At 73.9% G+C, this 12,673-nt stretch carries 13 protein-coding genes and 1 pseudogene; 5 read left to right on the forward strand and 9 right to left on the reverse strand.

The features are described 5' to 3' along the window. Positions 1-134: 134 nt before the first annotated feature. From thpR to ACWEVO_RS14610, 5 genes are all read right to left on the reverse strand, one after another. On the reverse strand, positions 135-713 hold the full coding sequence (thpR, locus tag ACWEVO_RS14590; RefSeq protein WP_452308028.1) for an RNA 2',3'-cyclic phosphodiesterase: 579 nt from the start codon (positions 711-713) through the stop codon (positions 135-137). Between the two features lie 3 nt (positions 714-716). Next, positions 717-1,226, reverse strand: a complete 510-nt coding sequence (locus ACWEVO_RS14595) for a hypothetical protein (protein ID WP_452308029.1) — start codon at positions 1,224-1,226, stop codon at positions 717-719. Positions 1,227-1,339: 113 nt separating this feature from the next. Next, positions 1,340-2,626 (reverse strand): MFS transporter, encoded by a 1,287-nt coding sequence (locus tag ACWEVO_RS14600; RefSeq protein WP_452308030.1) that lies wholly within the window; start codon positions 2,624-2,626, stop codon positions 1,340-1,342. A gap of 73 nt (positions 2,627-2,699) precedes the next feature. Further along, complete coding sequence (locus ACWEVO_RS14605; protein ID WP_452308031.1) at positions 2,700-3,149, reverse strand: MarR family winged helix-turn-helix transcriptional regulator; 450 nt, start codon at positions 3,147-3,149, stop codon at positions 2,700-2,702. 83 nt (positions 3,150-3,232) lie between these two features. Further along, on the reverse strand, positions 3,233-4,714 hold the full coding sequence (locus ACWEVO_RS14610; RefSeq protein ID WP_452308039.1) for an NCS2 family permease: 1,482 nt from the start codon (positions 4,712-4,714) through the stop codon (positions 3,233-3,235). An 86-nt stretch (positions 4,715-4,800) separates the two neighbouring features. On the opposite strand from ACWEVO_RS14610, the gene ACWEVO_RS14615 reads away from it, so the two are divergent. After that, on the forward strand, positions 4,801-5,061 hold the full coding sequence (locus tag ACWEVO_RS14615) for a DUF2530 domain-containing protein (RefSeq protein WP_452308032.1): 261 nt from the start codon (positions 4,801-4,803) through the stop codon (positions 5,059-5,061). Between the two features lie 3 nt (positions 5,062-5,064). On the opposite strand, the gene ACWEVO_RS14620 is transcribed toward ACWEVO_RS14615, so the two are convergent. Then, positions 5,065-5,886, reverse strand: coding sequence for a DUF3027 domain-containing protein (locus tag ACWEVO_RS14620; RefSeq protein WP_452308033.1), 822 nt, complete (start codon positions 5,884-5,886; stop codon positions 5,065-5,067). Between the two features lie 105 nt (positions 5,887-5,991). Here ACWEVO_RS14620 and ACWEVO_RS14625 point away from each other — a divergent pair, with 105 nt between their 5' ends. Continuing rightward, the gene (locus ACWEVO_RS14625) at positions 5,992-7,581 is read left to right on the forward strand and encodes an MFS transporter (RefSeq protein WP_452308034.1); all 1,590 of its coding nucleotides are present in this window, start codon (positions 5,992-5,994) and stop codon (positions 7,579-7,581) included. After that, positions 7,578-8,228, forward strand: a complete 651-nt coding sequence (locus ACWEVO_RS14630) for a futalosine hydrolase (protein WP_452308035.1) — start codon at positions 7,578-7,580, stop codon at positions 8,226-8,228. Before ACWEVO_RS14625 ends, ACWEVO_RS14630 begins: the two co-directional genes overlap by 4 nt. Here the strand turns inward: ACWEVO_RS14630 and ACWEVO_RS14635 are convergent. After that, the gene (locus ACWEVO_RS14635) at positions 8,200-9,084 is read right to left on the reverse strand and encodes a GNAT family N-acetyltransferase (RefSeq protein WP_452308036.1); all 885 of its coding nucleotides are present in this window, start codon (positions 9,082-9,084) and stop codon (positions 8,200-8,202) included. The two genes, ACWEVO_RS14630 and ACWEVO_RS14635, sit on opposite strands and share 29 nt — an antisense overlap. 445 nt (positions 9,085-9,529) lie before the next feature. On the opposite strand from ACWEVO_RS14635, the gene ACWEVO_RS14640 reads away from it, so the two are divergent. Next, the gene (locus tag ACWEVO_RS14640; RefSeq protein WP_452308037.1) at positions 9,530-10,360 is read left to right on the forward strand and encodes a 1,4-dihydroxy-6-naphthoate synthase; all 831 of its coding nucleotides are present in this window, start codon (positions 9,530-9,532) and stop codon (positions 10,358-10,360) included. Here the strand turns inward: ACWEVO_RS14640 and ACWEVO_RS14645 are convergent. Both ACWEVO_RS14645 and ACWEVO_RS14650 read right to left on the reverse strand, forming a co-directional pair. Next, positions 10,321-10,707, reverse strand: a complete 387-nt coding sequence (locus ACWEVO_RS14645) for a cold-shock protein (RefSeq protein ID WP_088997128.1) — start codon at positions 10,705-10,707, stop codon at positions 10,321-10,323. The genes ACWEVO_RS14640 and ACWEVO_RS14645 overlap by 40 nt on opposite strands. A gap of 30 nt (positions 10,708-10,737) precedes the next feature. Next, positions 10,738-11,361: an HAD family hydrolase gene (locus ACWEVO_RS14650; protein WP_452308038.1), complete on the reverse strand. Its 624-nt coding sequence runs from the start codon at positions 11,359-11,361 to the stop codon at positions 10,738-10,740. 61 nt (positions 11,362-11,422) lie between these two features. Between ACWEVO_RS14650 and ACWEVO_RS14655 the strand changes: the two are divergent. Next, a pseudogene (locus ACWEVO_RS14655) lies at positions 11,423-12,673 on the forward strand (helicase-associated domain-containing protein); the annotation flags it as partial.

The raw sequence follows: 12,673 nt of genomic DNA on the forward strand, positions 1-12,673 counted from the left end.
CGCGCCTTCCGCTCGCTGGGAGGCCCCGACATGCCGCAACCCGCGGCCGGCGGGCCGGGCGCCCGGGCGGCGCGGCCGGGTCAAATCGGTCGGGCGGCGCGGGCGGGTCAGATCGGTCGGGCGGCGCGGGCGGGTCAGATCGGCCAGGCGGCCAGGCGGTCGTAGGTCGGGCAGGGGCCGGGGTGGCTGCGGACCAGGACCAGTTCGTCGGCCGGCCATTCCGGGCCCTCGTAGTCGTGCAGGGCCTCCCGGTCGGTTAACACCTCGGCCCGGTCGATCCGGTCGCCGGGGCGGGCGATGGTCAGGTGGGGGCGGAAGGGCTTCTCGTCGTGCGGCAGCTGGGCCCGGCGCAGGCCCAGGCGGATCAGCCGGGCCAGCGTGGCCAGCCCGTCGACGTCGCCCCGCAGGTCCACCCAGAGGATGGTGAACCGGCCCCGCCCGAAGCTGCCGCCGCCGCCGAGGCGCAGCCGCAGCGAACTGTCCCGGCCGTCCCGGAACGTCTCGGCCGAGCCGCCGAGCGCGCTCTCCACCTCCACCAGCCGGTCGTCCTCCACGTCGCCGAGGAAGGCGAGGGTGAGGTGGACGTTGGCCGGGTCGGCCAGCCGTACGTTGGTGCCGGCGGCGGAGGCGGCACCGACCCGGAGCCGGCGGATCTGTGCGGTCAGGTCGTCGACCGCCGGCCGGGGCGGGTAGACCGCGACGAAGAGCCGCACCGGTCAGCGGTGCCGCTGATGGTGGCCGGGGCGGGCGGCCGGCAGGGTGAGCCCCGCGGCGTGCAGCAGCCCCTCCACCCGTACCCGCTCGATCTCCCGGTCGACGCCGTCCAGGTCGGACAGGTGCTCGACGATGCCCAGCGCCCCACAGGCGGCGCGCAGTCGCTCGTCGTACGCGTCGATGACCGCGCCGTGCCACACCACGGACCGGTCGGCGGCGGCGAGCCGGTGCCCGCCGAGCCGGCGCAGGTCGACGGCGAGCTGTTCCAGCGGTCGCCGCCCCTCCCGGTCGAACTCAGTGAGGTCGATGTCCCGGGTGAGTGCGTCCGCCTCGATGGCCCGGTCCAGCCGGGCGATGGTGCGCCGCTCCCGGCGTTGCTCCCGCCACTCGGCCCACCCGCAGGCGACCCGGTCGAGGATCTCGTCGGCGCAGAACAGCAGCGCGAAGAGGGCGGGCAGGCAGCAGACAGCGAGAATCGCCAACGCCAGTAGCAGTCCCCGCCCTACCCCCACACATCGACGCTAGGCCGTATGGTGGCCGCCCGCTACCCGATTGCCGACATCCGGCCGCGAATGAATGAGGAAGGACCGGTCCCCGGGACGGGAACCGGTCCTTCGCGGGAGGTTCACTCCGCGCCGGGCGACACCACGTAGAAGCGGGGCATCGGCAGCACGCGCAGCCGCAGCCGGGCACCGGAGCGGCGCAGCTGCCAGGTGAGCGCGAGCAGCGCGGCGGCCAGCGAGATCAGGCCCCCGATCCAGATGCTCGCGCCGGCGCCGAAGGTCTCGGCCACCCACCCGATGATCGGCGCGCCGACCGGGTTGGTGCCGAGGAAGACCAGCACCCAGAGCGCCATGACCCGGCCCCGGAAGGAGGCGTCGACGCCGAGCTGGACCCGCTGGTTGGCGGCCTGGGCGAAGAAGACCATGAAGAACCCGGTGGGCAGCAGCAGCGCCGCGACCAGCCAGTACGACGGCGCGAGCCCGACCAGGGTGCCGAAGGTGGAACAGCCGATCGCCGCGCCGAGCACCAGCCACACCGTGGGGCGGCTGCGCCGCCCGGTGCCGGCCAGGGCGCCGGTCAGCGCGCCGACCGCGAGGGCGGTGGTGAACAGGCCGAACGAGGCGGCGCCGGTGTGGAACACGGTCTTGGACAGGGCGGCGAGGGTGAGCTGGAAGTTGAACAGGCTCATCCCGATCACCGACATCAGCGCCATCGGCAGCAGGATGTCGGGGCGGCGCGAGACGTACCGGAGGCCGTCCACCACCTTGGCCTGGTCGCGCTCGCCGGTCGGCGGCAGGTCCTTGCGGTACAGCTCGCTCGTCCGCATCCGCACCACGTTGACCAGCGGGGCGATCGAGCTGAACGCGGTGATCAGGAAGACCGGGCCGACGTCGAAGGCGGCGATGGCGAGGCCGGCGACGGCCGGGCCGAGGATCCGGGCGGAGTTGAAGGTGGCCGCGTTGAGCGAGAGCGCGTTCGGCAGCAGCGGCACGCCCACCAGCTCGGAGACGAACGCCTGCCGGACCGGTGTCTCCATCGCGTTGAACACGCCGAGCAGGAGAGCGAACACGTAGACGTGCCAGAGCTGCACCAGCCCGGTGACCACCAGCATGCTCATCGCCAGCGCCAGCACGGTCCAGAACAGGTTGGCGATGAAGAGCAGCATCCGCTTGTCGTACCGGTCGGCGAGCCGGCCGGAGAACAGGGTGAGCAGCAGGACGGGGGTGAACTGCAGCGCGGTGACGACGCCGAGCGCGGTGGCCGAGTTGCCGGTCAGGTCGAGGACGAGCCAGTCCTGGGCGATGTACATCATCCAGACGCCGATCAACTTGATCAGCTGTCCGGTGGCGAAGAGTCGGTAGTTGCGGACTCGAAGGGACTGGAACATCGTGCTCAACTTGGCCTGCACTCTTGGTGCGCCTCCTCGCGATCATGTACGCCTCACCCACAACGGACGAAGCGGACCGCGGAACGCGGGACCGTCAGGCGCGAGCGATGCCCTGCAGGATCTCGGCGGCACGCCGCAGCGTGTCGCGTTCCTCCTCGGTGAGCGCGGCCAACCGGTCGGCCAGCCACGAGTTGCGGGCCCGCTCGAACTGCTCGAGCACGGCCCGTCCCCCCTCGGTCGCCGCGAGGATGACCTGCCGGCCGTCGGTCGGGTGGGGGGTGCGCTGCACGAGGCCGCGCTCCTCCAGCTTCGCGACGATCTTGGTCATCGTCGGCGGCTGCACCCGCTCGACGTCGGCCAGCTCCCGTGGTGTCAACGCGCCCGCCAGGTTGAGGCTGGTGAGCGCGGAGAGCTGGGTGACCGTCAGGTCACCGACCGGCCGGGCCTGTCGGACCCGCCGGTTGAGTCGAGTGATCGCATCACGCAGCTGAGGGGCCAGCTGCGCCGGTGGCACGCGTTTCGCCGTCACCGTCCGCTCCGTCACAGTAGTTAGCTTAACTAATGAGCCTGGCTAACGACATGCGTTATGACCAGGCTCACGAGGGGTTTGGCCTGCTCCGACCGGTTCTAGCGCACCAGCGCCTCGATCGGGCCGCGCAGGAAGTAGAGAATGAACAGGGCGGCCACCCCGTACAGCAGGGGGTGGATCTCCCGGACCTTCCCCCGCGCCAGCTTCACCAGCACGTAGCTGATGACGCCCGCCCCGATCCCGTTCGAGATCGAGTAGGTGAAGGGCATCAGGACGATGGTGAGGAACGCCGGGACGGCGATCTCGTAGTCGGCCCAGTCGATGGTGCGTACCGCGGTCATCATCAGGAAGCCGACCACCACCAGCGCGGTCGAGGCCGCCTCGAAGGGCACGATCGCCGACAGCGGTGCGAGGAACATGGCCAGCAGGAACAGGCCGCCGGTGACCAGGTTGGCCACCCCGGTCCTGGCCCCCTCCGCGACCCCGGCCGCGCTCTCGAGGTACGACGTGTTGCTGGAGACGCTGGCCGCACCGCCGGCCGCCGCGGCGATCGAGTCGACCAGCAGGATCTCCCGGGCTCGCGGCGGGGTGCCCCGCTCGTCGAGCATGTCCCCCTCCTGGCCGATGGCGACCATCGTGCCCATCGTGTCGAAGAAGTCCGTGATCAGCAGGGTGAAGACGAACATCAGCGGGACCAGCCAGCCCACCCGGCCCCACGAGCCCAGCACGTTGAAGTGCCCGAGCAGGGACAGGTCCGGGACGTCCACGACCTTCTCCGGCAGCCGGGGCACGTTCAGCGCCCAGCCCTTCGGGTTCGGCTTGCCGTTGACGAAGGACGGGCCGATGTGCCCGACCGCCTCGACGATGATCGCCAGCACGGTGGAGGCGAGGATGCCGATCAGGATCGCGCCGCGTACCCGGCGGACCACCAGCACCACGGTCAGCAGCAGGCCCAGCACGAACACCAGCATCGGCCAGCTGACGATCTTGCCGTTGATGCCGAGGCCGACCGGGACGGTGGTGTTCGCGATGTCCGGCACCCGGCGGACGAACCCGGCGTCGACCAGGCCGATCAGGGTCAGGAAGAGGCCGATGCCCACCCCGATCGCCGTCTTCAGCTGGGTCGGCACCGAGCGGAACACCGCGGTACGCAGGCCGGTGAGCACCAGGATGCCGATCAGGACGCCCTCGATCACCACCAGGCCCATCGCGTCCGCCCAGGTCATCCCCGGCGCGATCTCGAACGCGACCAGCGCGTTCACGCCCAGGCCGGCGGCCAGCGCGATCGGGAACCGGGCCACCACTCCCATCAGGATGGTCATCACGCCGGCGACCAGCGCCGTGGCCGCGGCGAGCGCCGGGATGGCCAGCTTGCGCCCGTCCCCGTCGACCGCGCCGCCGAGGATCAGCGGGTTCAACACCACGATGTACGCCATCGTGAAGAAGGTGGCCAGGCCGCCGCGTACCTCCCGGCTCGGGTGCGAGCCGCGGGCGGAGATCTCGAAGAAACGGTCGAAGCCGTTACGCGGGTGCGCGCGATCGGGTGGGGTGCCATGGTCCGGCGGGGGCGCTATGGCCATCAGGTCCTCGCAGGGTCTCGACTGGCTGTCGCGCATCGTCCCAGATGACCGACGGGCAGGGAAGGACGATCGCGTACGCTGTGCCGGTGCCCCAGGAGCAACCGCCGCGGCCCGAGCCGCTCGACCCGCCGATGGTGCCGTTCGCCGTCGCCGGGCTGATCGTCTGGGCGGTGGTCGGGCTGGTGCTGCTGATCTTCTTCCGCGGTTGGCTCACCGAGCACGGGCACCAGAACTGGCTCTGGACCTGCCTCGCCGGATTCCTCTGGGGCTTTCCCGGCCTCGCGGTGATGATGCGGCACGACGCCAACCGGCGTCGCCGCCGGGAGGCCGCCGCCCGTCAGGGCTGATCGTCAGGGGTGGCCGTACGGCTCCGCCGGCTCGGCCGCCTCGACCGAGCCCGGGGCGCGGCTGACCGAGAGCGCCTCGACCGCGCTGTCGTCGTAGACCGTGGGCAGCTCGTCCACCGGGGTGTCGGCCGCCTCGACCAGCGTCTCCGAGTGCGCGCCGCAGCCGTGGTCGGCGCTCACCACCCGGCCGTCGTCCGGGGCGTAGAAGTTGCCGCAGGCGCCGAAGGCCTGCCGCATCGCACCCGCCAGGGGCAGGTAGAAGCCGCACGTGCCGCAGCGGGCGGCGGCCGGCGCGGCCACCGAGATGGCGGCCGAGGGGCCGTGGTCGCCGTCGTACCAGCGCTGGGCGGCCTCCGACCGGCCCTCGCGGGACAGCACCCGGGGCCGGCCCAGGCCCAGCTCCCACGCGGTCTCCTCGACCGCCGGGTCGTCGGAGAGCAGGTAGCCGGGGACGAGACGCTCGTCGTCCGCCGGGGTGGGCAGCAGGTCACCGGGGCCGAGGTCGCCCGGCTTGAGCCGCTCCTGCCAGGGCAGCCAGCCGGGGGCGAGCAGCGCGTCGGGCCCGGGCAGCAGGACCGTCTCGCAGAGGGTGACCGTGCGGCTGCGCGGCACCCGGGTCACCGTGACGGCCCAGCGCCAGCCGCGGTAGCCGCCCATTCGGCACTCGAAGTAGTGCGTGACGAGGCGGTCGCCCTCGGCGACGGCCTGGAGGTGCTCGCCCACGTCGGTGGGCTCCACCTCGGTGATGCCGGCGCGGGCCACCTCGACGGCGGCGGCGCAGACCTGGTCGAGCCGGGGAGCGCGGGCGGAGGCGGGCCTGGTCACTCACCCATTGTTCCCCATGCCCACGGTCGGCCGACAGGCACTCCCCGGGGTCGTTCTCACCGGCTGACGGCGCACGCGTGGAGCGGATGGGTGAGGATGGGGGGCATGCCGTCGTCCTCCCGCTCCGGGCGGTCCGTCCTCGGGCGGACCGTCGGTACGGGCATCCGCGCCACCCGCCTGCTGCTCCGCGGCTCGCTGCGGGGCGGACGGTGGATGACCCGGCGGGCCGGGTCGGCCCGGGCCCGCAGCGCCGGCAACGAGGTCGGCATGGTCCGCATGTTCGACCTGCACGCCCTCTCCTGCGCCGGGGACACCCTGATCGCCATCGGGCTGGCCGGCACGATCTTCTTCGACGTGCCGCTGGGCGAGGCTCGGAACAAGGTCGCGCTCTACCTGCTGGTGACCATGGTGCCGTTCGCCATGCTCGCCCCGGTGGTGGGCCCGCTGCTGGACCATTTCCGGCACGGCCGCCGGTACGCGCTGGCCACCACCATGCTCGGCCGGGCCTTCCTGGCCTGGCTGATCTCCGACTACATCGGCAGCTTCGGGCTCTACCCGGCGGCGTTCGGCGTGCTGGCCCTCTCCCGCGCGTACGGCGTGGCCCGCTCGGCGGCGGTGCCCCGGCTGCTGCCGGAGGGGCTGGGGCTGTCCCAGGTGGGCGCCCGGGCCAGCGTCTACGGCACGGTGGCCGGCGGGCTGGTCGCCCCGCTCGGGCTGGCCGCGTTCTGGTTCGGTGCGCAGTGGCCGCTCCGGGTCGCCTCGCTGATCTTCCTGATCGGCATGGTCATCTCGCTGCGGCTGCCGCCGAGGGCGGACTCGGAGCCCCCGGAGCGGGTCCCCCGCCCGTTGCGGGCCCTGCGCCGGGAGGGCGAGCGGCCACTCGGCCGGGGCCGCCCCGCCGGCCGGCTGGTGATCGCCACCCTGATCGGCGCCGCCGCGCTGCGCGGCCTGTACGGCTTCCTGCTGCTCTACCTGGCCTTCGCGATCAAGGCCGGCGACCTGACCACCGACTTCTTCGGCCGGACGCTGGGCGCCCAGGCCGCGCTGGGCCTGGTCGGCGGGGCCCTCGCGGTCGGCAGTTTCCTGGCCACCGCCATCGGCACCCGGCTGCGCATCCACCGGCCCACCGCGATCCAGTCCAGCGGCATGATCGTCGTGGCCGGGGTCGCGGTGCTGGCCGCGTTGAAGTTCTCACTGCCGCTGGTCGCCCTGCTCTGCCTGATCACCTCGCTGATCAGCGGCATCGCCAAGCTGGCCGTCGACGCCTCCATCCAGGAGCGGATCCCGGAGCGGCTGCGGGCCAGCTCCTTCGCCCACTCCGAGACCGCCCTGATGCTCGCCTTCGTGGCCGGCGGCGGCCTGGGGCTGGTCCCGTTCACCGGGCAGGTCGGGGTCGCCGTCGTCGCCGGCGTCGCGGCGCTGGTGGCCGCCCGCGGCGTGCTGGTGGCCACCCGGCTCCGCAACGAGCACCTGATCGGTCGCCCGCTCGGCGACGACGAGCTGGAACCGGAGCCCGCCGAGGAGTTCAGCGACCCGGCGCCCACCTCGCCGGCCCCCGCCAGCAACGACGCGCCCGGACCGGTCGACGACGGACTGGCGCCGCCCGGCTTCCACATCTACCGCCCCTCCTCGTCCGTCGGCGGCCCCGGCAACTCGGACGAGGACCAGCGGGAGCCCCGGGGGCCCCGCGGGTGAGCGGACTGCTGGTGGTGACCGCGGTGCCCGCCGAGGCGGAGGCGGTCCGAGCGGGCCTCACCGACCCCACGGTGACCGTCGCCCCGGTCGGGGTTGGTCCGGCCGGGGCCGGCGCCGCCACCGCCCGCCTGCTGGCACTGGCCGAGGGGGCCGGGCGGCCGTACCGGGCGGTGGTCAGCGCGGGCATCGCGGGCGGCTTCGCCGGCCGGGTCGCGGTCGGCGGCACCGTGCTGGCCACCCGCAGCATCGCCGCGGACCTGGGCGCCGAGTCGCCGGAGGGCTTCCTCCCCATCGAGGAGCTGGGCATGGCACCGGAGCTGCTCGGCACCGGCAGCACAGTGCCCGCCGACCCGGCACTGCTGGACACCCTGCGCGCGGCGCTGCCCGGCGCGATCACCGGCGCGGTGCTCACCGTCACCACGGTGACCGGCACGGCCGAGAGCACCGCGGCCCTCGCCGCCCGGCACCCCGACGCGGTGGCCGAGGCCATGGAGGGGTACGGCGTGGCTGTCGCCGCCGCCCAGGCCGGCCTGCCCTTCGCCGAGCTGCGCACCGTGTCCAACCCGATCGGGCCTCGGGACCGGGGCGCGTGGCGGATGCGGGAAGCCTTCGCCGCCCTCAGTGCGGCAGCGGCTGCGCTACGCTGACCGGCCGCTCCAGCCGGAGCGCGGCGGGCCGGCTGGCCTGGAGCCTGAAGCCGCAGGCGAGCAGGAGACGAATGCCCCCGAACTCCGCCACGGCGTGGATCGCAACGACGCCGGCGCGGAACGCCTCCGCGGTCAGCGCCCCGACCAGGCGCCGCCCGATGCCCAGTCCGCGATGCTCGGCGGCGACGAGCACGCCGTCCAACACGACCTCGCGCTCCCCGGGGCGCTCCGGCCCACCCCAGTCCAGGTGCGGGCTCCGCTCATGCGCCCGGAGTTCGCCGATCAGCTCGCCGCCGGGCAGTTCCGCCACGAACCGCCAGGACGTCATCGGCAGCGCCGCCCCGGTCACCCGCCGCACGGTGGCCGCGCCGCGCACCCGCTGGCGCGCCCGACGCCGGTCCCGACGCTCACGGTCGAGTTGATACGTCGCCGGTGGCAGCGGCAGCGGCCACTTTTCCGGCGGCAGGGTGTACCACTCCGCCCACCACGCGCCGGGCCAGTCCTTCGGCTCGCGGACCTCCCAGACGTCCAGGTGGGCCGGGTAGTGGCGGTCCGCCCGGTCCCTCAGCTGCCCGTGCGGCACATCGGCCAGGCCGGCGCGGCGTCCGCCGTCACGCCCGGCGTCTCGGCGGCCGACGTCGAACCGCAGCTCTCCCCCAGCCGCCCGGACCAGCCGCTCCACTGTCCGGAAGCGGGGGTCGGCCGCCCGACCGGACTCGAGTCGCGCCACGGCGGCCTGTGGCACGCCCGCCCGGGCGGCCAACTCCCGTTGGCTGAGGTCGGCTCGCCGCCGTAGCCGCCGAAGCAGGTCGCCGAGGTCCGCCCGCTGCCGGGACGAGTCAGTCGATTCCGCCATGCCCCGGATGCTGCCGAACTCGCTGGCGCCCTATCAACAGATGCCACCGGCCTGTGGATAACCTTGTGGATATCGGCTTTTCGGCCGGGGGGCTTGTGGATGAGCAGCAGCCTTTCGAGCTGAGTCGCTGGTGATGTCAGGCGGCGTCGCGGCCGCTCGCCGTCCCAGCAGGTTGGGCACCGTTGTCGGACACGAGAGCAGCTCACGGCCTTCGGCATCGTCTGGTGAGTCGTTCACGGCATCAGCTCGAAAGGCGCTCCAAACCAATGACGGCCGCTGGCGAGGCCGGCCGCGCGACCGATGCCAAATGACGCCGGCGCAAGCGAAGGCGGAAGCCAGAAAGACGGCCGGCGAGACGGGCCAGGGCGGGCACGTCCGGCGGAGCGGGTCACAGCCGAGGGGCCGGGGTGGCGGAGGCCCGGCGGGGCGGGGTTAACGTGGGGGCGTGGCGCTCTCTCTGGCGATCTCCCCCTGCCCCAACGACACCTTCGTCTTCGACGCCCTGGTGCACGGCCGGGTGCCGGGCGCACCGCCGGTCGAGGTGACCTACGCCGACGTGGACGTGACCAACACGGTGGCCGAGCGCGGGGCGCTCGACCTGGTGAAGGTGAGCTACGCGGCGCTGCCCTGGCTGCTGGACGACTACCACCTGCTGCCGTGCGGCGGGGCGCTGGGCCGGGGGTGCGGGCCGCTGGTGCTCACCCGGGGCGACCGGACCGATCTGTCCGGGGCGACGGTGGCGGTGCCGGGCGAGCGGACCACCGCGTACCTGCTGTTCCGGCTCTGGGCGGCGGAGCAGCCGCCGGCGCGGATCGAGGTGGTGCCGTTCCACGAGATCATGCCGGGCGTCGCCGCCGGGCGGTACGACGCCGGGCTGGTGATCCATGAGGCGCGCTTCACCTACCCGCGGCACGGGCTGACCGCCCTGGTCGACCTCGGCGAGTGGTGGGAGGGCGACACCGGGCTGCCGATCCCGCTCGGCGCGATCCTGGCCCGCAAGGGCGCGGTCGACCCGGTCGAGGCGGCCGGCTGGATCCGCGAGTCGGTACGCCAGGCCTGGGCCGACCCGGAGGCCAGCCGAGAGTACGTGCTCTCGCACGCGCAGGAGATGGAGCCCGACGTGGTGGACCGGCACATCGGCCTCTACGTCAACGAGTTCACCGCCGACCTGGGTGAGGCCGGCTTCGCCGCCGTCGAGGCGCTGCTGGGCCGGGCCGCCGACGCCGGGCTCGTCCCTCAGACCTCCAGCTCGCGCGCCACCGCGTGGACCAGCTGAGCGATCTTCTGCGCGGTCTTGCGATCCGGGAACCGGCCCCGGCGCAGGTCCGGCTGGACCTTCGCCTCCAGCACCTTGATCATGTCCTCGACCAGGCCGTGCAGCTCCTCGGCCGGCCGCCGGCGCAGCTCCGCCACGGACGGCGGCGCCTCCAGCAGTTTCACCCCCATCGCCTGGGCGCCCCGGCGGCTGTCGACCACGCTGAAATCGACCCGCTGGCCGCCCTTCAGGTCGGTGACACCTGCCGGTAGCGCGCCCTTGGGCAGGAATACGTCGCCACCTTCGTCACTGGTGACGAAGCCGTATCCCTTGGCCGCGTCATACCACTTCACTCGACCCGTCGGCACCTGAAACCCCTGCTTCGCTCTTGAAGACCGCTACCCCTCCAAGGCTAGCCGGATGATCCGGTCCAGCGCCGCCGGGAATCCGGTGAGATCATCCAGCACCACGTCGGCTCCGGCGCCCCGCAGCTCGTCGGCGGCGCACGGCCCCGTCGCCACTCCCACGCCTGGGATTCCCGCCGCGCCGGCGGCGGCCATGTCGGCCACGTGGTCGCCCACGTAGAGGGTCGCGCCGTGCTCTCGCAGGGCGGTCGCCTTCTCCTCGGCGAACAGGTCGCCGGCCAGCTCGTCGACGGCCAGCCCGAGGTGGTCCAGGTGCAGCTTGGCCAGCCGGCCGATCTTCGAGGTGACCACCATGACCCGGCCGCCCCGGGCGTGCACCGCGTCGATGGCCTCGGCCGCGCCGGGCATCGGCAGCGTCGGGGTGATCGCGTACGCCGGGTAGAGCTCCCGGTAGATCGTCACCGCCTCCTCCACCTGCTCCGGCGGGAACCAGTGCGCGATCTCGGTACGCAGCGGCGGGCCGAGCCGGGACACCGCCAGCTCGGCGTCCACCGGCACCCCGGTCCGGGCGGTCAATGCCCGGTAGGCGGCGGCGATGCCGGGGCGGGAGTCGACCAGGGTCATGTCGAGGTCGAAGCCGACCATCAGTGCGGGCATGCCGAGAACGTACCCGTCCGAGGGGCGCGACCGGGCTCGGGCGGGCTAGCGTGGAACGACGATGAACTCCTCACTCGCCGACCATCTGCGGACGCTCCCCGACGAGTCCCTGGCCGCCCTCCTCCAGCTGCGGCCCGACCTCGTCGTGCCGGTGCCGGCCGACGTCTCCGCGCTCGCCATCCGCGCCCAGTCGCGGGTCTCGGTGGCCCGGGCGCTGGACGGGCTCGACCAGTTCACCCTGCAGATCCTGGACGCCGCCCGGCTCACCCGCGATCCGGAGAACGGCGGCACCACCGTCGACGCGATCCTGGCGATGGCCACCGCCGGGTCGCACCCGCCCGCGCCGGCCGCCGTCCGCGGCGCGGTGGACCGGGTGCGGGCGCTCTTCCTGCTGTACGGCCCGGAGCACGACCTGCACGTGGTGGGCGGCGTCGACGAGGTTGCCCCGTACCCGGCGGGGCTGGGCCGACCGGCGGCGGAGCTGGACCCGCGGGCGGCGGCGCTGTGCGCGGACCCGGCGAAGCTGCGGCGGACGCTGCTGGCCGCCCCGCCGTCGGCCCGGGCGATCCTGGACCGGCTGGCGGCCGGCCCGCCGGTCGGCACCGTGCCGGCGGGCGCGCTGGAGGCCCCGGCCACCGGCACCGAGGACGCCCTCCCGCCGGACCTGGTCAACGGTGGTGCGCCGACCGGCTCGCCGATCCGCTGGCTGGTCGAGCACCGGCTGCTCGTGCGGATGTCCGGCGGCAAGGGCGGCGCGGGCACCGTGGAGCTGCCCCGCGAGGTGGGGCTGCTGCTGCGCCGCGACAGCGGACCGCTGGGCCCACTGCGGACCAGCCCGCCGGTGGTGGCCAGCCCGCCGCGGGAGGCGAAGGCCGTGGACTCGGCCGGGGCCGGGCAGACCATGGAGGTGGTCCGGCACACCGAGGCGCTGCTGGAGAGCCTGAGCGACGAGCCCGCCCCGGTGCTGCGCTCCGGCGGCGTGGGCGTGCGGGACCTGCGCCGGATGGCCCGGAACCTCGGGCTGGACGACGCCACCGCCGCGCTGCTCTTCGAGGTGGCGTACGCGGCGGGGCTGGTCGGCGAGCTGGACCTGACCGGGTCCAGCGCCGCCCGGTACAGCGGTGAGCATCAGATCCTGCCCACCGGCGGGTACGAGGTGTGGCGCGCCGCCTCCCTCGCGCAGCGCTGGGAGCAGCTGGCCCGGGCCTGGCTGATGATGACCCGCCAGCCGGGCCTGGTCGGGCAGCGCGACGACCGGGACCGGCCGATCTCGGTGCTCTCCGCCGAGGCGGAACGGGCCGGCGCTCCGCCC

Source organism: Micromonospora sp. NPDC003776 (genome assembly GCF_053605645.1).